The organism is Microbacterium sp. 13-71-7, from assembly GCF_002257455.1.
GTDB lineage: Bacteria > Actinomycetota > Actinomycetes > Actinomycetales > Microbacteriaceae > Microbacterium.
This window is the reverse complement of record NZ_NCKN01000066.1, coordinates 1-17994: the sequence shown is the minus strand read 5'-3', so window position 1 is coordinate 17994 and position 17994 is coordinate 1. Positions and strand designations below refer to the sequence as shown.

Sequence of the window (17994 nt, the reverse complement as noted above, 5' to 3'; positions counted from 1 at the left end):
TCCCGCCGCGGCCGTCTTGAGGAAACTGCCTCCCGAAGACCCGCTCTCCGCCGAGCCGGACGGCCGACGCGAACCGAACAGCCCGCCCCATCGTCCGCGCTGTTCTTCGGGCTGGACAGGGGCGGGGCCCGCCGCGGGTGCGGCAGGGGAAGTCCCTGTCGCAGGGGTGGTCTGAGTCTGCTGCGCTGCGAGTGCCTCCTTCTGGAGCAGGACCGTCTGCACGAGGAAGTAGAGGGCGTCGGGCTGAGAGCCGACCAGCTGAGAGATCAGCTGCGCGGCCTCGGGATCCTTCTGGATGGGGGCCGCATTGCGGACGGAGTCCGCAAGATCGATGATCAGGCGCGCATCGGAGGTCTGCATGGGGGTTCCCTTTCTCACGGCGATGGATCGTTCATCGACGTCGGTCGTGTCGACATCCCCATGCTGTGCGCAGGGACGGGAGAACGGATCCGCCGGGTGGTGGGAAGAGCGCGCCCGGTCGGCGGGTCAGGCGGGGGAGCGGGGAAGAGTGAGACGCACCTCGAACCCGTCCCCGGCGGTCCCGGCGACGAGGACTCCGCCGAGCAGCTCCGCGCGCTCTCTGAGGCCCAAGAGCCCGAGCCGGGCGCTGGGAAGATCCAGCGGAGGCTCGGAGGGGCGGGAATTGCCGATGACGACTCCGCAGGATCTGTCTTCCGACCACAGCTGCACGCGGATCGCGGATCCGGGCGCGTGCTTGCGGACGTTCGTCAGCGCTTCCTGGACCGTTCGGAAAACGGCGCGCTGCGCGGCAGACGGCAGATCGCGCGGCAGCTCCCCGGTGGTGGTCACGGGCAGGCCGCTCGCTGCGACGAGGTCTGCCAGGTCGGCGATGGTGGGCTGGGGAGCCAGACCGGGACTGCGCGTGCCCGCAGCCCGCAGCAGCGTCACCATCGAGCGCAGTTCGTCGAGCGTCGTCGCGGCCATCGCCCGGATCGAGCTCGCCGCGCCGCGCACCTCCGGATCAGCGGCCGTCACTTGAAGAGCGCCGGCCTGCACCGAGATGAGGCTGACCTGGTGCGAGACCACGTCGTGCATCTCCCGGGCGAGCTGGTTGCGCTCCTGCGTGAGCAGGCTCTGCGCATACAGTTCGCGTTCATGCTGCTTGGTCGCCTCGATCTCGGCGATCCTGGCCCGAAGATCCGACGCCGCCAGCGTCAACTGTCCCAGCAGGATCGGGGCAGCGGCGGTGGCGAGCTGATAGACGAAGGTCACGGCCGTCCAGTTCTGGTCGTTCGTGAAAAGGTTCGTGAGCGGCCAGCCGATGGCTTCGGCGGCGGCGAACAGCGCGCCGCAGATGAAGAGCAGCCATCGCCGGCGGGTTCGGCTCGAGAGCGCGAGCAGGGCGATGATCGGTGCGACGAGGATGTTCGCGATGAGCGCGGCAGGCAGGGTCAGCGCGAACGCGATCAGGGGCCACCGACGGCGGATCAGCAGAGCCGCGCAGCCGAGAGCACTCGCGCCGATGGCGAGCTCCCCCTGCCCGTAGTAGTAGAGGACGGAGTCGGCGGCGGCGATGGCGACGGCGAGGATGTCCGTCACCCAGGGAGGTACGCGCTGCCAGATCGCCACGAGACGGTTCACTGCTCCGGGAGCCTTTCGTCGAGCAGGCCCGCGCGCTGCGCGGCGAGGGCTGCCTGCACCCGGCTCGTGACGCCCAGCTTGGCGAGGATGGCGCTGACATGGTCCTTGACGGTTCCGGCACCGAGGTAGAGGCGCGCGCCGATGTCGGCGTTCGACAGGCCCTCGGCGACGAGCATCAGGACCTGTCTCTCACGATCGGTCAGCATCGAGACGCGCTCGGCCTCCTCGTCGAGAGCGGTCGTCAGACCGGCGCGCGCGTTCAGCAGGGGGCGGGAGGCTCGCGAGGACAGCACGATCCCTCCCGCGGCCAGTGCCCGCACGTACTGGCCGAGCTGCTCGGGCTCGGTGTCCTTCAGGAGGAATCCGGAGGCGCCTGAGCCGAGGGCGGTCATGATGTACTCGTCGGCATCGAAGGTCGTGAGCATCGCCACGGCGGGGCGCTCGGGCAGGGTCGAGACGATGCTCAGCAACGTCAGCCCGTCGACCTGGGGCATTCTGATGTCGAGCAGGAGCACATCGGGCTTCTCCGACTTGATCACATCAAGGGCTTCGATGCCGGACGCGGTGCCGACGACGCGGATGTCGTCGGTGGCGTTCAGGATCATCGAGAATCCTGTGCGGACGAGAGCCTCGTCGTCGACGATCACGACACGGATCATGGGTTCCTCCTTCCTCCCAGAGAACGCTAGGGCAAAGCGAGCGTCCGCGCCCGATCACCGCCTCCCGATGGACAGGATCCCCGCCGATCGACGGATGCGGATACGCCGATCGGGTGACGACTCCCGGTCGGGTACTCGATGGACTGGTGTCATGCGCCACGTTCTGTCTCGTCTCGCCAGGAGCTCCCTGCGCTACCCGCTGTCGCTGGCTCTCGCCGCCGCGGCGCTGGGCGCGGCGGTCGCCAGAGCCACCTGGGCGAGCGAGGTGGAGTTGGAAGGCGCGCACTACAGCGTGCTCTCCTGGATCCTGCTTCTCGCGTCGGTCGCGGTGGCGGAGCGGATGGTGAGCAGCCGATGGGCCCTCAGCGTCGCCGCGGCGGCGACGGCCGCCGGTGTCGTGGCAGCGTGGGGCGTGCTCTCGGCGGCCGCCGTCCTCGGGGAGCCCCTGTCTCAGGAGGCCCTGCGCTATCAGGCCTGGACGCCGTCGGTGACGAGCACGGCATTGCTGTTCGCCGTCTCCAGCCGGCTCAGGCCGGCGACGCGACGGACCCTGCGCTGGATCGTCGGAACGGGTGTCGTCACGCTGCTGCTCCTGTCCGGGCATGCGTCCGATGTGGCGCGGGTCTTCGCCGTGCTCGCCGCAGGAGTGGTCGCGATGATCGGCCATCCGGTGGTTCCCGGCGCGGACTGGAGGCCGAGCGTGCAGACGCGCTGGCGCAGCGCCATGGCCGCGGTGCTGGTGGTCGTCGCGAGCGCGCTGGCGCTGGGGTCGATCCTGCCCAACGCCACGGGAGTGCTGGCCTGGACGGGCGCCGTCGTCGACGCGAGCGCGGCACCGGTGGCGGCTCTGCTGCTCGCCGTGAGCGCGGCGCTCATCATGCGGGGCCGGATGCTCGGCGTCGTCCTCGGCGGCGCTGCTCTCGCCGCGGTCGCGGCGGTCACGGTGATCGAGTTGATCGTGCGTCCGATCCTCGACGGCGGGCTCGTCTGGCAGGGGATCACGGGAGCCGAAGCCGAATGGCAGCTCGTGCTGCTGCTGTCGGGCGGTCTGCCCGCTCTGGCTGCTCTGCTCCTGGCGCTCGGAGCGCGCAAGGTCATCCGTCGGCCGGCTCCGCCCGCAACGGATCTGGACCGCCGACGGCTGCAGGTGGCACTGAAGCAGTCGGGAGACTCGACGTTCGCGCACATGGCCACCTGGGCGGGCAACTCGCTGTGGTTCGGAGACGATGGGGCGGCGGTCGCCTACCGCGTCCGCGACGGCATCGCCTTCACCGTCGGGGATCCGATCTCCGACTACCGGCCCAGGGCTCTGCGTTCGTTCGCGGAGTTCTGCGATTCGCGGGGGTGGACGCCGGTGTTCTACAGCATCCATGACGAGTCGGCGACGGCCCTGCACAGCCAGGGCTGGGCGCGCATCGCGGTCGGCACGGACGCGGTTCTCGACGTGGACGGCTTCACGCTCAGCGGCCGGCGCAGGCAGGATCTTCGCACCGCCGTCAACCGGGCCGATCGCGAGGGGCTCTCGGCGGTGTGGACCTCCTACGCGGACAGCGCGCCTGCGACCCGTTCCCAGATCGATGCGCTCTGCTCCGCCTGGGCCGACGGCAAGCGCCTGCCCGAGATGGGCTTCACCCTGGGCGGGCTCGCAGAGCTGACCGATCCCGCGGTGCGCCTGATGCTCGTCGTCGGAGCGGACGGTCACGTCCAGGTCGTGACGAGCTGGCTTCCCCTTCATCGAGACGGCGAACTCATCGGATGGACGCTCGATGTCATGCGTCGCGATCGCAAGGCGATGCCGGGCGCGATGGAGTTCGCGATCGTCTCGACGGTCCGGCGGGCATCGGAGGACGGACTGCAGAGGATCGGCCTCTCCGGGACTCCGCTGGCCCCGCACGAGGGGCAGGAGGTCGGCTGGGTGTCCCGCCAGATGTCCCGCCTCCTGGAACCCAGCTACGGATTCGCGTCCCTCGAACGCTTCAAGGCGAAGTTCGGGGCGCGGCATGAACCGCTGTGGATGAGCTATCCGCAGCCGCTCCAGCTGCCCAGGATCGGACCCGCGCTCCTGCGCACCTATGTGCCGACGCTCACGCTGACGCATGTCGTGCGCGCATTGCGGATCCCGACCTGACGCGCCGGTTTCGCCCGCGGGCGTGACAGCGAGGAAGATGGATCCCATGGGTGAATCGACCTCCTGCGGTCCCGACTGCGCGTGCGGCGCACCGCCGCGCGACGTGCTGTCCGGCGGGCGCACGGCGCTTCCGCTGCTCGGCGCGCGGGAGGCGGACGGGGGAGTCGCCGTCGGCCGGCACGCGATCGCGCAGGCGAGGATCCCGGCCGGATCCTTCGTCATGGGCGACTCCTCGGGCGACGAGAACCGGGGCGACGGCGAGACGCCCCTGCACCGGGTGGAGCTCGAAGGGTTCGAGATCGATGCGACCACCGTCACGAACGCCGACTTCGCCCGCTTCGTCGAGGCCACCGGGTACCGCACCGAGGCGGAGGCCTTCGGCTTCTCCGCCGTGTTCCACCTGGCCGTGAGCGCGCCCGACGCCGACGTCATGGGCCCCGCCGCCGGCACCCCGTGGTGGTACGGCGTGCGCGGTGCGGACTGGGCGCACCCCGGCGGATCCCGCTCGGATCTGGACGGGCTCGCCGACCACCCCGTCGTGCACGTGAGCTGGAACGACGCCGAGGCCTACTGCGCCTGGGCCGGCCGCCGGCTGCCCACCGAAGCCGAGTGGGAGTACGCCGCCCGTGGTGGACGGGACGGGGCGAAGTACCCGTGGGGCGACGAGGAGCCGGACGACGGCGGGTGGCGCACGAACATCTGGCAGGGTTCGTTCCCGCGCGAGAACACCCTCGAGGACGGGTGGCTGACGACGGCTCCGGTGCGCGCCTTCGCCGCCAACGGCTACGGCCTGTTCCAGCTGGTCGGCAACGTGTGGGAATGGTGCGCGGACTGGTTCGACCCGCGCGCGTACGAGCGCTCCGCCGAGGCGGATCCGCGGGGTCCGTCGCTCGGCACGGCGCGGGTGCTGCGCGGCGGCAGCTACCTGTGCCACATCTCGTACTGCAACCGCTACCGCAACTCCGCGCGCAGCTCGAACACGCCCGATTCGTCGATGGGCAACGCCGGATTCCGCACCGTCTCGCTCCGAACGGAGAACGCATGAGCACCAGCCGCTTCCCCCGGCGCGTCTACGACCGCGGCGAGGAGCCGGACGCGCGGTTCACGCTCGCGAACGAGCGCACGTTCCTGGCCTGGATCCGCACCTCCCTCGCCCTGCTGGCGGGCGGTGTCGCGCTCGAGGCCCTGGGCCTGGGCATGCATCCCGGATTCCGGCACGCGGCGTCGATCCTGCTCATCGTGGCGGGGCTGCTGACTCCTGTGCAGGCGTGGCTGGGCTGGATGCGCACCGAGCGCTCGCTGCGGGAGTCGACCCCGCTGGGGCCGCCGTGGATCGCGATCCCGCTCGCACTCGTGGTCGTCGCGACCGGGATCCTCGTGCTGCTCGGGGTGCTGCTGGCGTGACCGGCGAACCAGAGCGGGTCTTCGACCCCGGCTTGCAACCCGAGCGCACCGCCCTGGCGTGGCGGCGCACGGCGCTCGCGCTCGCCGGAGGATCCGTGGTCATCATGCGGATCCTGCCGTCGGTGATCGGCGGGGCGGCGCTCGCGCTGGGCTTCGCGGGCCTCGCCCTCGCACTCGTGGTGCTGGTCGGCTCGCACCGGCGCTACCGGCGTCAGCACCGGGCGCTCACCTCGACCGAACCGGTCGTGCTGCGCTCCGGCTGGCCGGTCGCCGCGCTGACCGGGGCGACGCTCCTCGTCGGAGTGCTCTGCCTGCTGTTCGTGCTCGGCCGGGGCTGAGGGCCGCCCTCGGGCGCTCGCGGAACGGCGAACACCCCGTGCCGCCCTGGATGAGAAGGGCGACCCGGGGTGCCTGTGGGCGCAGCGCCCGGACGATCGCGCGGGTCAGCGCGCCGAGAGGATCGCGCTCACATCGAACACCGCGGATTCCGGTGTGTAGGTCCCGTCGAGCTGGAAGAGCAGGTACCGGGCGGCGCTCCCCAGATACTCGTGCCCGCTGGCGGCCGCGGCCTCGACGGCGTCGCGGTAGGGGCGCACGCGATCGAGCTCCAGGAAGGTCAGGGCGTTCGCGGCCTCGAGCCGTGACCACACGCTGTCGTGGTCGAGGAGGATCCCGGCGAGCGTGCGGTAGGCCGCCTCGTCGCCGGTGATCCGGGCGAGTGCCTCGGCGGCGGGGGTCGCGACGGAGGCGTCCGGATCCTCGATCGCCCGGCGCAGGCCTTCGGCGGCGGGTCCGACGGCACGATCGGGAGCGAGGGCGAGCAGGCCGATCGCGCCCCATCGGCGCACGGTCGGATCCCGATCCGCCAGGGCGGCGAGGAAGTCCTCGACGGCCGAGGCGTCCCGATCGGCGCCGCGGTCGGCGAGGGCGAGCACGCGCTCGAGCGGATAGGCGCCTGGCGCGCGGCTCTTGTCCCAGCCCTGCGCGGGGGAGTCCTCGGCGAGGAAGCCGTTATCGTGCACGGCGAGGATATGCGTGCGCAGCGCGCCGCGCAGCTCGGACTCGACGTCGGCGTGCGCCGTGGATCCGGCAAGATTGACGACCTCATGGGGATCGCTCTCGAGGTCGTACAGCTCTGCCCCGGGGGTGGGCTGCCACCAGCGCTCCTGCGCGGCGTCGAGCCGGCCGTCGAGATGTGCTCGCTCCCACGCGCGGTAGCCCGCCGCGTTCCACGCGAACGCCTGATGCTGCAGATGCGGGCGGTGCGGCGTGTAGTTGCGGATGTAGCGATAGCGTCCGCTGCGCACCGTGCGCGCCAGCTGATAGCGCTCGTCCATGCGGTTGCGCGCGCTGTAGGCGTGCGCGGGCAGGACGCGCGTCAGCGGCTCGGCACCCATGTGGGCGGGGACGTCGAGGCCGGCCAGATCGAGCAGGGTGGGGGCGATCGCCAGCGTCGACACCGGCGAAGCCACGCGCGTGCCTGGTTCGCCCAGGGGCGCGCCGAGTCGTTCGGGCGTGGAGATGACGAGAGGGACGTGCACCCCCTCCTCGTAGAGGAACCGCTTGCTGCGCGGCATGACCCCGCCGTGGTCGGAGGTCAGCAGCACGATGGTGTCTTCGGCGAGGCCGTCCTCCTCGAGCTGGCCGAGCAGGTCCGCGACGAAGGCGTCGTAGGCGGCGACGGCGGAGTAGTAGACGGAGAAGTCGCGACGCACGGCGGGATCGTCCGGCAGATAGGGCGGGACTTCGACGGCGTCGAGGGGGACGGCGGGTGCGAAGGGCTTCCGGTCCATCTGGGCGAGGAACGGCGCGAGCGCCGCCATGAACGGCGAGTCCTCGTCGAACACCGAGGACTCGTGCGAGGCGTCGAAATTGAACACAGCGACGAACGGCGCGCCCTCAGGGCGATTGCGCCAGTGCGCCGTCGCCGAGGTCTCCGCCCAGATCGCGTCGGGATCGAAGGCGGCGTTGTAGTCGGTCTTGGCGTTGTTGGTGCAGTAGTAGCCGGCGTCGCGGAAGAGCTCGGGATAGGTGGTCATCCAGTCCGGCACCGCCGCTGCCGACCGCATCCGATCGGCGGGGGAATGGCTCTCGGGAGCGATGCCGGTGAGCAGGCCGAACCGGGAGGGGGCGCAGACCGGTGCGGGCGAGCTCGCCGCGGTGAACACGACCCCGCGATCCGCGAGGGCGTCGATCGCGGGCGTGACGGCGAGCCGGTCGCCGTAGCAGCCGAACCACGGCGGGCAGTCCTCCGAGACGATCCAGAGCACATTGGGGCGCTTTTCCGAGTCCACGTCGACCTCTTTCTAACTACCGAGTAATCAGTAGTTATAACAGAGTGGATCCGATCCGGCCAGCCATGGGGATCTTCGGGTGTCGCCGTCCGGCCTCAGTCCTCGACGAGGGGCGCGACGGCCGCGTCGAACGCCGCGATGAGGTCGAAGCCCGGCCGCAGCAGATACTGCAGCTGCAGCCCGTCCATGAGGGCGATGACCTGAGACGCGACGTCCTCGACGTCGAGGCCCTGGACGAGCCGCCCGGCGCGGACATCGCGGCGCAGGTAGTCCTTGAACTGCACCACTGCGCCGCGGTAACGGCGCAGGAAGTAGTCGTGGGCGGGATGCTCGGGATCCGTCGCTTCCGCGGCGAGGGTCACGAACAGCCGCATGAAACCGGGGCGCTCGAGGTTGCGGCGCAGGATGTGCCGGCAGGACTCGAGCATCCCGCCGCTCTCGTAGGCCGCGTCGAGAGCCTCCTGGTCCGCCTCGTTGCGACGCTCGAGCGCCGCCAGCAGCAGCTCCTCCTTGGTGGGGAAGTAGTGCAGCAGGCCCTGGATCGTGAGCCCGATCTCGTCGGCGACCGTCTTGAGCGATCCCTGCCGGTAGCCCTGGCGCCCGAACACGGCGACGGCGGCGTCCAGGATCTGGGCGCGGCGCTCCTCCGGGTTGAGGCGGGCTGCCCTGGTGCGCCGGGTCGGCGTCGACTGATCCGTCATGTCCTGATCGTATCGATTTCGGGCGGGGTCTTGTGCTATCTACTGACTACTCGGTAAATATGGATCACCCGCCAGAGAAAGGCCACACCGCCGTGGACGAACACCGCACCGATGCCGCACCCCTCGAGCCGATGGCCGCGACGGCCCCCGTGACGGCAGATCCGTTGCCGCCCGCCGCGCCGGAACGACTCGTGACCCCCGGCTTTCAGACCTCACTGTTCTTCGCCTTCCTCGGCACCTGGACCGCTCTTCTGCCCGCCACCGGCATCACCCTCGCGCTCAAGGTGAATCAGATCGATCCCGCTGGCAAGGCCACGAGCCTGTCCCTCGTGCTGGGGGTGGGCGCCTTCGTCGCCCTCGTCGCGCAGAACATCTTCGGCGCGCTGAGCGATCGCACCTCGAGCCGGTTCGGCATGCGCCGCCCCTGGATCCTGGGCGGGATGGTGACGGGAGCGGCAAGTCTCATCGGGCTCGCGTTCGCCTCGAACATCCCGATGCTGGTCGGCGCGTGGGCGCTCACCCAGCTGACGTTCAACATCCTGCTCGCCGGGCTCAACCCCGTCATCCCCGACCAGGTGCCGCGGCGCCAGCTCGGCCGGGTCTCCGGCCTGATCGGGATCACGCAGGTCATCGCCGGCGTCGCGGGCGCCTTCCTCGCACAGGCGTTCCTGCCCGATCTCACCGCTGCGATCCTGATCCCGGGCGTCGCGCTGCTCGTGCTCGTGTCCGTGTTCCTGTTCGTGCTGAAAGATCGTCGGCTCCGTCGCGAGGACGTCGCGCCGTTCGACCTGCTGCTGTTCCTGAAGGCCTTCTGGACCAGCCCGCGCAAGGCCCCCGACTTCGCCCTCGCCTGGGTCTCCCGCCTGCTCGTCACGTTCGGCAACATGACACTCGCCAACTACCAGCTCTACTTCTTGCTCGATCGCTTCGGCTTCACGCAGGCGAACGTGGGCCAGGCAGTGCTCCTGCTCACCCTCATCGGGGCCGCGACGACGATCCCCACGAGCATCCTCCTCGGGCGGCTGTCCGATCGGCTGGGGCGGCGCAAGATGTTCGTGCTGCTCTCGGCGATCATCGTCGCCGTGGCGCACATCGTCGCAGCGATGGCCCCCTCGTTCGCGGTGTTCGTGATCGCCGCGGTCGTCGCCGGACTCGCGCTCGGCGCCTATCTCGCGGTGGATCAGGCGCTCATCGCCGAGGTGCTGCCCTCCCGCGGCGATGTCGCGAAGGACATGGGCGTGCTGCACCTCGCGAACGTGCTGCCGCAGACGCTCGTCCCGGTCACGGCGCCGCTGTTCCTGATGATCGGCGGCGGCGACAACTACGCGGCGCTCTTCATCGGCGGGGCGGTCGTCGCGATCATCGGCGCGATCATCAACCAGTTCATCCGCTCGGTGCGCTGACCGCCCACGACGAAGCGGCCCGCCTCCGAGAGGGGCGGGCCGCTTCGTCGTGCAACCAGGGGATGCAGGGGTCAGGACGTGAGCGCGAGCCGGCGGGCCTCGAGCTCGTCGGCGACCCTCCTGACATCCCGTGGGTAGGTGCGGTAGAGGATCCCGAGCACAGCCGCGTTCACGAGCATGAGGATCACGAGCACCCAGAGGAACACCGTCTGCAGACCGAGGGCGTTGGCGAGGAAGCCGGCGCCGATCGAGAAGAGGGCCCAGCCGATCGCCTCGAAGATCGTGATCATGATCGCGAAGGCCTGGCCGCGCAGCTCGGGCAGGGTGATGGCCATGATGATCGGCCGGTTCACGCCCGGGTTCATGCCCTGTGCGATGCCGATGAGTCCCCAGATCAGCGCGTAGACGCCGATGCCGGTGTAGGCGAACTGGGTGCCGAAGAACGCGACGACCGCGAACAGCACCTGCGCGGCCTGGATGTAGGCGACGCGGCCGCGCTGCGGCGCGCGGCGGTCGAGGACGCCGACGAGGAAGCCGCCGCCGAGCGTGCCGAGGAAGTAGCCGATGCCGAACGGGAGCGCCGCGATCGCGGCCGTGGCGTTGTCGAACCCGCGCACCGTGACGAGGAACTGGATGCCGAAGACGCCGATCAGCAGATGCCCGGAGAGCAGGCGGGAGACCATCATCACGACGTAGGAGGGGATCCGGAACAGCGACATCACGCTGCGGAACGTGGGCTTCACCTCGGCGCGCTTCTCGGCGTCGAGTCCGGCCAGCTGCTTCTCCGCCGCGCCGACGCCCGGGTCCTTGAAGAGCGCGAGGATCGCGACGCCGGCGAGGATGCAGACGCCGCCGAGCGCCCACATGCCCCAGCGCCAGCCGTCGGCGAAGTGCGAGAGCTGTGCGATGAGCGGGCTGAGGAGCGCCCCGATGCCGGCGCCCGCGCCGTAGACGATGCCGACCGCCCTGGCGCGGTTCTTGTCGTCGAAGAGATCCGAGACCACGGCGTTGGCGATCGGCTGCGCGCCGATGAGGGCCGCGGCCATCAGAGTGTTGAAGATCAAGAGGGTCAGGAAGTCGTTCGAGAAGCCCGCAGCGATGCCGAACGCTCCGGCCAGGGCCGTGCTCAGCGCCAGCGCCGTGCGACGCGACGTCCTGCCCGAGATCCAGACCCATGCGGGTCCGAACGGCACCGAGATGATCTTCCCGGCGGCGGCGAGCAGGCCCAGATGGCCGTTGTCGAGGCCGAGCGCCTTCGCGATCGTCGGGAACAGCGTCGCGGTCAGACCGCCCTCCGTGCTATCGACCACGAGCATGCCGGTCAGCGTGTACAGGTTGCGCCAGCGGTGCGGGACGTGCGCCGCCTTCTCGGCACGGATCACCGATGTGGGCGTGCCGGCCGGCGGCGCGACGGGAGGGGCGGATTCGGGTGCGGACATAGGTGTCTCCTGGATCATCGTCGATCTTCGAGTGGGGAGGGGGAAACGGATGGGGGTCAGAGGGCCGAGAGCTCCTGGGCGACGCCGTGCAGCAGCGCCGGGGGCAGAGCGATCATCGCTGCGAGCTGGTAGAGCGACGTGCTGCCGAGCATGCCGAGCGTCTCGGTGTGCACGAGCTGCGGCACCGCGCCCCGCAGCACCTCGAGCGCGAGGGGATGGGAGAGCAGCTCGGGCAGCGGCGTGCCGAGGCCGAACCGTCCGGCCGGGAAGTCGCCGAGCGGGGGGAGCGGCTGCGCGGCGGCGGTCGCGAGTGCCGCCTGGGCGGCGACGAGCAGGTGCTCCTCGGCGGGCTCCGCGTCCGCCGGGATCCCGAGCCGCGCGTATTGGCTCTTCGGGGCGTCGTTCTCGCGCAGGAGCCGGGCGAGCAGACGCAGCATCCGCAGCTCCAGCGCCGGATCGTCGAGAGGATGCAGCTGCTGCGGATCCTCCTCCAGGTCGAACAGCAGCGTGCCGTGCAGGAACGGGCTCACCATCGCAGATCCGCGCACCCGCAGCGGGCGCACGCCCTTCATGAATGAGAACGGCTCGGCGAGCTCGGCGCCGGCGAACTCCGCGGGCGCGAACCGTCCCCGCATGTGCGTGGGCATGAGGGTGTACTCCTCGAGCGGCGCGTTCTGCGGCGTCGCGCAGGCGCGCATGTAGACATAGCGCCCGTCCGTGACGTTGACGTGCCCTCCATGGATGCCGAACAGCGCCCCCTCGTGGGCGGGCGCAGGCGGAGCGTCCGTTCCGCCTGCGGCGTCGGATCCGCCGGGGCGGAGCGCGATCCCCAGCATGTCGTCGGTGGGTGCGACGCCGAAGAGCTCCAGCAGCGTCGGCGCGATGTCGATGGTCTGGACCAGGTCGTCGTTGCGGGTGCCGGCCAGGCCCGTGCGCGGATCCCAGAGGAAAGCGGGCAGGTGCACGAGCTCCTCGAACCAGGGCTGCACGCTCTTCGCCCACCAGCCGTGCTCGCCGAGGAGGAAGCCGTGATCGGTGTTCACCAGCAGCAGGGTGTCGTCCCACATGTCGTGCTCGTCCATGAAGTCCAGCACGCGGCCCAGCGACCGGTCGCACATCGAAACGAGTGCCTTGTACTCGTAGCGGGCGTGCTCGACCTGATCCTCGGGTTCGGTGACCTTCGCGTAGGGCGGCCAGTCGAATTCGGGGCCCTCATAGCGATGGGGGTAGAGGCGGCGGTACTCCTCGTACGTGAAGAAGGGCTCGTGCGGGTCGAAGCACTCGATCTGCAGGAACCACTTGTCCGCGTCCGCGTTGGTGGCGAGGAACTCGAGCCCGGCGTCGAACGTGCGCGTCTGCGGATGATCGGTCTCGCGGGCGAGGTATCCGCGGTTGATGGCGTCCTGTCGCTGCAGGCGGTCCTTGAAGCCGGTCAGCGGACCCGTCGCCGCGACGTCGGCCTTCCACGTGTCGCCCTCCTGGCCGCGGAAGAACTCCCAGGTCGTGTATCGCGTGTGGTAGGTCGCGCCGCCGTCCTCCCAGTAATGCGGGTGGTCGCTCGCGAGGTGCGTGTGCACGCCCGCCTTGCCGAGCATCTCCGGCATCGAGTCGTCCCAGGGCTCGAGCGGCCCCCAGGAGCGGTGCAGGAAGTTGTGCCGTCCGGTGTGCAGTTCGCGACGGGCGGGCATGCACGGCATGGAGCCGGCGTAGAAGCGGTCGAACGTCACGGTCCGCTCGGCGAGGCGGCGGAAGTTCGGAGCGTGGATCTCGTCCGAGCCGTACGGCGGCAGCATGTGCCGGTTCAGGCTGTCGAACATGACCATGATCGCGCGCATCAGCGGGCCGCCCCGCTCTCGGAGGCCTCGGCGACGGTCCGCTGCGAGGAGGCCGGGTGGGAAGCGGTGGGGTCCGAGACGGCCGGCGCGGATCCGATCACGCCGTCGAGCAGGTCGCGGCGCAGGTCGCGCAGCATCTCCATGTAGGCGTCGATCGCAGCCATGCCGTAGACGTGCAGGCGCTCGTTGAGTGCGGCGGCGAACTCGTAGTCGAACTCGACTCCGGGGGCGACCTGCAGAGAGCGGTCGCGGAGGCGGAAGCGCGCCACCTGATCCTCGCGCGCGGTGAGCTCGGTCTCGATGAGGTCGATGAGCTGTTCCCGGGTCATGAATCCCGCGAAACTGAGGCGGGCGCCGAACTCCGGATCCTGGAAGCGGCTCGGCGGGCTGTACGGACCGGTGAGCCAGTCGAGGAGGACGGTCATCCCCTCGGGGGTGATCCGGTAGATCTTCGCGTCTTGGGCGCCGGGACGGTCGTCGACGGTGAAGACGACCCAGCCGCGCTCGACCATGCCCGCAAGCGAGCGGTAGACCTGGCTCATCGTCGTGTTCGACCGCAGGAAGCGACCGTGCGTGTCGAGGTAGCGCTTGATCTCGTAGCCGGTGGACGGCTTCTCGCCGATCAGGCCGAGGAGGAGGTGCTCGAGCTTCATTGATCCAACCTATGACTCTTGTGTCATCCTCGCGATGACAGACCGAGGATTACACAAGAGTCATAGGTGCGTCAAGGGTCGGCGGCTGCGAAGGTCGCCGAGGTCCAGGGCGTACGGTGGCGAGGTGGAGACTCTCGACCCCCTGCCCGACCATCCCGCGCCCGACAACCCGCAGGGCAAGCTCGTGCTCCTGCGGCACGGCGAGACCGAATGGTCGCGCAGCGGCCGGCACACGGGGCGCACCGACATCCCGCTCACCGCGCGCGGTGAGGAGCTGGCCCGGCTGGCCGGGGCGCTTGTGACCGGATACGACTTCCGGCTCGTGCTGTCCTCGCCCCTGCAGCGCGCCCGCCGCACGGCGGAGCTCGCGGGGCTGCACGCCGATGTCGATCCGCTGCTCGTGGAGTGGGACTACGGCGGGTTCGAAGGGCGCACGACCAAGGACATCCGCGCTGAGCTCGGCTACAACTGGAGCGCGTTCACGCACGGCGTGATCCGCGGCGAGACCCCGGGGGAGACGGTCGAGGAGGTCGCCGCGAGGGCCTCGCGCGTGCTCACCCGGGTGCTGCCCGCGATGGTCGACGGCGACGTCGCGCTCATCGCGCACGGCCACTATCTGCGGATCCTGACGGCGGTGTTCCTGCGCCAGGCACCGAGGTTCGGGGCCGCGATCACGCTGGACGCCGGATCCGTCTCGGTGCTCGGCTTCACCCGCGAACAGCCCGCGATCCTGGCGTGGAACCACGGCCCGCAGCTGCCTCTGGTGCCCTCCGAGTCCTGAGCACTCGCCGCAGGCGGGGACCCCCGGCGCGATCTGCGCCGAATGCAGGAGTCCGTCCCCGAATGCAGGAGCACGGGCACCCGTGGCCGTGGGTGTCCTGTGATCACGCGGGCTTCGACGCGTGCTCGGCCGCAGCGGAGCTCTCGCTCCTGCACATGGAGTCGGCATCCTGCGATCGGCGGTCGACGGCGCACGCACCGCGCCCGCCGGGAGGGGCTACCGGGCGCGGCGGGTCAGGCTCCCTCCGGCAGGTTGTCGGGCGCGGGGATCTCCTCCGGGCGGTAGCGCGGAAGGCGCGACGCGGGGAGGGCGGCGATGGCGCTGATGCCGGCGAGCACGAGGAACCCGAGCCTCAGCGTGCGCAGGCGCTGCTCCTCGTTGATCGCCACGGCAGCGTCGATCTGCGCAGGGGTCGCGTCGGTCTCCTCGAACTTCGCCTTCAGCGCGTCGTTGCTGAGGAAGTTCACCTGGTCGAGGTCGACCTGCGTCATGATCTCCGGCGGCAGGTCCTTGTGCGCGGCGACCGCCTGGGTGAAGCCCATGCTGAGCAGGGTCACCAGGAGCGCCCCCATGACGGCGGTGCCGACGGCGCTCGCGAGGTTCTGCGTCGTGCCGCGGATGGATCCGACATCGCCCGCGAGCGTCTTCGGCGCCGCGGTGACGAGCACGTTGAAGACCAGCGTGACGAGCGATCCCTGGCCGATGCCGAAGACCACGAGGCCGAGGATCGTCGGGAACGTCTCCCAGTTGTTCGTGACGACGACGGACAGCCAGATCAGGGCGAGGGTGGTCAGCGTGAAGGAGAACAGCGCGATGGTGCGCGGGGCGAAGCGCTTGTAGAACCGCACGATGAGGGTCGCGGTGACGAACACGGTGAGGTTGAAAGGCATCATCGCCAGAGAGGTGTCGAACGGCGTCCGCCCCTGCACCACCTGGATGTAGGTCGGCACGGTGAAGTTCACCGCGGCCTCCATCGCCACGATGATGAACATCGCGTAGACCGCGGCGCGCTCCGAGCGCTTGCCCAGCACGCTCAGATCGACGAGCGGCACCTTGCCGAGACGCATGCGCCGCCGGGTCCACAGGAAGAAGGCCTGGCCGAACATCACGCCGACCACCACGAACAGCGGTGCGGGGGAGAGACCGAGCACCGAGAACGGCGCTCCGGGCTCGGCGAGCAGGATGCCCCACGCGTTGAGGTTGTTGAAGCCCAGGGTGAGCAGCACGACCGCGGCGCCGATCAGCGCCGATGCCACGAGGTCGATCCGGATCGCGGGGTCGCCGCGATCGCCGCGCAGTCCGAAGCTCAGCGCGAACACCGCGATCGCGAGCGCGAGCGTGATGAAGAAGACCGGGCGCCAGCCGACGAAGGTGCCGAGCGTGCCGCCGATGAGGAACGCGCTGATGCCGGAGAACGCACGGGCGGAGCCGAGCGAGCCCACCGCGGTCGCCTGCTGCGCGCCGCGGTAGTTCTCCGCGATCAGCGCGACGAGCGAGGGCACGATGATCGCCGCGGAGGCGCCCGCGAGCACCTGGCCGCCGATCGCCCAGCCGATCGAGGTCGCCGTGATCATCAGGACGCTGCTGAGCGCGAACACGGCCACCACGATGCGGAAGATGAGCACCCAGCCGATCCGCTGGCCGAGCTTGGCCCCGGTCATCACCAAGGCGGCGACGGCCAGGCCGTACACGACGATGGTCGAGCTGGCCGTGGTCGGAGGCACGCCGAAGTCCTTGACCATCCCGCCCAGCGAGATCGGCAGGGCCGCGACGTTGAACGACATCAGCACCTGGGCGAGGAAGAGCCCGATCATGGGCGCCCAGGAGCGCCGCTGCTCGACGGGCGGGGTGACGGGGGAGGTGACGTCGGTCATGAGGACTCCTTCACTGCGGTCGGATCCGTTCCGGCGCCGGGGGCGTGGGGGCCACGGGGTGCGGAGGCGAAGAGGTTGAGGCCGAGGGCGCGGGAGAGGAACGCGCACGCGCGCTGCCCCCGCACGCTGTTGCCGGCCTCGTCGAGGCGCGGGGAGAAGGCGCCGATGGCGCCCTTGCCGGGGGCGATGGCCACGATGCCGCCGGAGACGCCGGACTTCGCCGGCAGGCCGATCTCGAACAGCCACTCGCCGCTGCGCTCGTACATCCCGCACGAGGCGAGCAGGGAGAGCGTGTCGCGGGCGGTCTCCGCGGAGACCACGCGCTCGCCGGTGAGCGGGTTCACGCCGCCGTCGGCGAGGGTCGCGCCCATCGCCGCGAGATCCTGCGCGGTGACGGCGAGCGAGCACTGCCGAGTGTAGACGTCGACGGCCTCGTCCGGCGCGATCGCGAGGCGGTCGTAGCTCTGCAGCAGGCGCGCGAGGGCGTGGTTGCGGTGGTTGGTGAACGACTCCGACCGGTACACCTCGCCGTCGAGGGCGAGCGGGCGCCCGGCGAACCGGCTGAGTCCGTCGCGGATCCGCTGCCAGCGCTCGTCGGCGTGGGCGCCGGGGACGAGCGCGGTCGTGGCGATCGCACCGGCGTTGACCATCGGATTCATCGGGCTGCCGTCGTTGAGCTCGACCGCCACCACGGAGTTGAACGCGAGCCCCGTGTTGTTCACGCCGACGGTCTCGCGGATCGTGTCGTGGCCGATCTCGTCCGCGGCCAGCGCGAACACGAAGGCCTTCGAGATCGACTGGATCGAGAACGCCACGCCGACGTCGCCCACGGCATGCGCGCCGCCGTCGACGTCGACCACCGAGAGTCCGAACCAGGCCGGATCCGCTTCCGCGAGGATCGGGATGTAGTCGGCCACGACGCCGTCGTCGTGGCCGGCATAGCGTGCATGCGCGTCGGCGACCAGCTGATCGATGCGCGCGGCGTGCGGCAGCGCGCCGGTGGAGCTGAGCTGCGGGACATCGGTCACATCGGCCTGGAACACGGCGTCTCCCTCTGACGGCACCAGTATTCCGCAGAGTGCCGTCCGGCGACAGGGGGGCTCGTCTCCCGGTCGATGTGGCGGAAATGCCCCGGTGGGAAGGCTGTTCGCGCGTTGCGTCTCAGTCGCCGAACACGTCCGGGGCCGTCTGCGGGGGTGTGGGCGGCACGGGGATCGCACC

At 70.4% G+C, this 17994-nt stretch carries 16 protein-coding genes; 6 read left to right on the top strand and 10 right to left on the bottom strand.

Annotation, left to right across the window (positions count from 1 at the left end; all coding sequences use genetic code 11):
* From B7X32_RS08525 to B7X32_RS08515, 3 genes are all read right to left on the bottom strand, one after another.
* Positions 1-360, bottom strand: a 360-nt coding sequence (locus tag B7X32_RS08525) for a DUF2076 family protein (protein WP_292718513.1), incomplete at its 3' end; no start/stop codon positions are given.
* A gap of 126 nt (positions 361-486) precedes the next feature.
* The gene (locus B7X32_RS08520; protein ID WP_292718511.1) at positions 487-1602 is read right to left on the bottom strand and encodes a histidine kinase; all 1116 of its coding nucleotides are present in this window, start codon (positions 1600-1602) and stop codon (positions 487-489) included.
* The gene (locus tag B7X32_RS08515) at positions 1599-2261 is read right to left on the bottom strand and encodes a response regulator transcription factor (RefSeq protein ID WP_292718509.1); all 663 of its coding nucleotides are present in this window, start codon (positions 2259-2261) and stop codon (positions 1599-1601) included. Before B7X32_RS08515 ends, B7X32_RS08520 begins: the two co-directional genes overlap by 4 nt.
* A gap of 151 nt (positions 2262-2412) precedes the next feature.
* Between B7X32_RS08515 and B7X32_RS08510 the strand changes: the two genes are divergently transcribed.
* The 4 genes from B7X32_RS08510 to B7X32_RS08495 are packed head-to-tail and all read left to right on the top strand — an operon-like array spanning position 2413 to position 6131.
* Positions 2413-4389 carry a DUF2156 domain-containing protein gene (locus B7X32_RS08510; protein ID WP_292718507.1) on the top strand — a complete coding sequence of 659 codons (1977 nt, stop codon included), beginning with the start codon at positions 2413-2415 and terminating at the stop codon, positions 4387-4389.
* A 46-nt stretch (positions 4390-4435) separates the two neighbouring features.
* Positions 4436-5434 (top strand): formylglycine-generating enzyme family protein, encoded by a 999-nt coding sequence (locus tag B7X32_RS08505; RefSeq protein WP_292718505.1) that lies wholly within the window; start codon positions 4436-4438, stop codon positions 5432-5434.
* Positions 5431-5793 (top strand): DUF202 domain-containing protein, encoded by a 363-nt coding sequence (locus B7X32_RS08500; protein WP_292718503.1) that lies wholly within the window; start codon positions 5431-5433, stop codon positions 5791-5793. The genes B7X32_RS08505 and B7X32_RS08500 overlap by 4 nt, the downstream gene beginning before the upstream one ends.
* A complete protein-coding gene (locus B7X32_RS08495; RefSeq protein ID WP_292718501.1) occupies positions 5790-6131 on the top strand; it encodes a DUF202 domain-containing protein in 342 nt (113 codons plus the stop codon). The genes B7X32_RS08500 and B7X32_RS08495 overlap by 4 nt, the downstream gene beginning before the upstream one ends.
* A gap of 105 nt (positions 6132-6236) precedes the next feature.
* Here the strand turns inward: B7X32_RS08495 and B7X32_RS08490 are convergent, their stop codons facing one another.
* The gene (locus tag B7X32_RS08490) at positions 6237-8087 is read right to left on the bottom strand and encodes a sulfatase-like hydrolase/transferase (RefSeq protein WP_292718499.1); all 1851 of its coding nucleotides are present in this window, start codon (positions 8085-8087) and stop codon (positions 6237-6239) included.
* Positions 8088-8182: 95 nt separating this feature from the next.
* The gene (locus B7X32_RS08485; RefSeq protein WP_292718497.1) at positions 8183-8788 is read right to left on the bottom strand and encodes a TetR/AcrR family transcriptional regulator; all 606 of its coding nucleotides are present in this window, start codon (positions 8786-8788) and stop codon (positions 8183-8185) included.
* Between the two features lie 92 nt (positions 8789-8880).
* Here B7X32_RS08485 and B7X32_RS08480 point away from each other — a divergent pair, with 92 nt between their 5' ends.
* Positions 8881-10191 carry an MFS transporter gene (locus tag B7X32_RS08480; protein WP_292718495.1) on the top strand — a complete coding sequence of 437 codons (1311 nt, stop codon included), beginning with the start codon at positions 8881-8883 and terminating at the stop codon, positions 10189-10191.
* Positions 10192-10262: 71 nt separating this feature from the next.
* Here the strand turns inward: B7X32_RS08480 and B7X32_RS08475 are convergent, their stop codons facing one another.
* The 3 genes from B7X32_RS08475 to B7X32_RS08465 are packed head-to-tail and all read right to left on the bottom strand — an operon-like array spanning position 10263 to position 14118.
* The gene (locus B7X32_RS08475; protein WP_292718493.1) at positions 10263-11630 is read right to left on the bottom strand and encodes an MFS transporter; all 1368 of its coding nucleotides are present in this window, start codon (positions 11628-11630) and stop codon (positions 10263-10265) included.
* A 56-nt stretch (positions 11631-11686) separates the two neighbouring features.
* On the bottom strand, positions 11687-13453 hold the full coding sequence (locus B7X32_RS08470; RefSeq protein ID WP_292718491.1) for a sulfatase: 1767 nt from the start codon (positions 13451-13453) through the stop codon (positions 11687-11689).
* Positions 13454-13464: 11 nt separating this feature from the next.
* Complete coding sequence (locus B7X32_RS08465; RefSeq protein WP_292718489.1) at positions 13465-14118, bottom strand: PadR family transcriptional regulator; 654 nt, start codon at positions 14116-14118, stop codon at positions 13465-13467.
* A gap of 124 nt (positions 14119-14242) precedes the next feature.
* Here B7X32_RS08465 and B7X32_RS08460 point away from each other — a divergent pair, with 124 nt between their 5' ends.
* Positions 14243-14899 (top strand): histidine phosphatase family protein, encoded by a 657-nt coding sequence (locus B7X32_RS08460; protein ID WP_292718486.1) that lies wholly within the window; start codon positions 14243-14245, stop codon positions 14897-14899.
* A gap of 233 nt (positions 14900-15132) precedes the next feature.
* Here B7X32_RS08460 and B7X32_RS08455 read toward each other — a convergent pair whose 3' ends face one another.
* Positions 15133-16773 carry an MFS transporter gene (locus B7X32_RS08455; RefSeq protein WP_292718484.1) on the bottom strand — a complete coding sequence of 547 codons (1641 nt, stop codon included), beginning with the start codon at positions 16771-16773 and terminating at the stop codon, positions 15133-15135.
* Entirely contained in the window at positions 16770-17816 is a 1047-nt protein-coding gene (glsA, locus tag B7X32_RS08450; RefSeq protein WP_292718515.1) for a glutaminase A, read from the bottom strand. The genes B7X32_RS08455 and glsA overlap by 4 nt, the downstream gene beginning before the upstream one ends.
* Positions 17817-17994: the final 178 nt, after the last annotated feature.

Excerpts from the sequence above, each read along its gene's own strand:
- B7X32_RS08510 (WP_292718507.1), top strand. The coding sequence starts at position 2,413 with ATGCGCCACGTTCTGTCTCGTCTCGCCAGGAGCTCCCTGCGCTACCCG.
- B7X32_RS08455 (WP_292718484.1), bottom strand. The coding sequence starts at position 16,773 with ATGACCGACGTCACCTCCCCCGTCACCCCGCCCGTCGAGCAGCGGCGC.
- B7X32_RS08485 (WP_292718497.1), bottom strand. The coding sequence starts at position 8,788 with ATGACGGATCAGTCGACGCCGACCCGGCGCACCAGGGCAGCCCGCCTC.
- B7X32_RS08515 (WP_292718509.1), bottom strand. The coding sequence starts at position 2,261 with ATGATCCGTGTCGTGATCGTCGACGACGAGGCTCTCGTCCGCACAGGA.
- B7X32_RS08475 (WP_292718493.1), bottom strand. The coding sequence starts at position 11,630 with ATGTCCGCACCCGAATCCGCCCCTCCCGTCGCGCCGCCGGCCGGCACG.
- B7X32_RS08505 (WP_292718505.1), top strand. The coding sequence starts at position 4,436 with ATGGGTGAATCGACCTCCTGCGGTCCCGACTGCGCGTGCGGCGCACCG.
- B7X32_RS08500 (WP_292718503.1), top strand. The coding sequence starts at position 5,431 with ATGAGCACCAGCCGCTTCCCCCGGCGCGTCTACGACCGCGGCGAGGAG.
- B7X32_RS08465 (WP_292718489.1), bottom strand. The coding sequence starts at position 14,118 with ATGAAGCTCGAGCACCTCCTCCTCGGCCTGATCGGCGAGAAGCCGTCC.
- B7X32_RS08470 (WP_292718491.1), bottom strand. The coding sequence starts at position 13,453 with ATGGTCATGTTCGACAGCCTGAACCGGCACATGCTGCCGCCGTACGGC.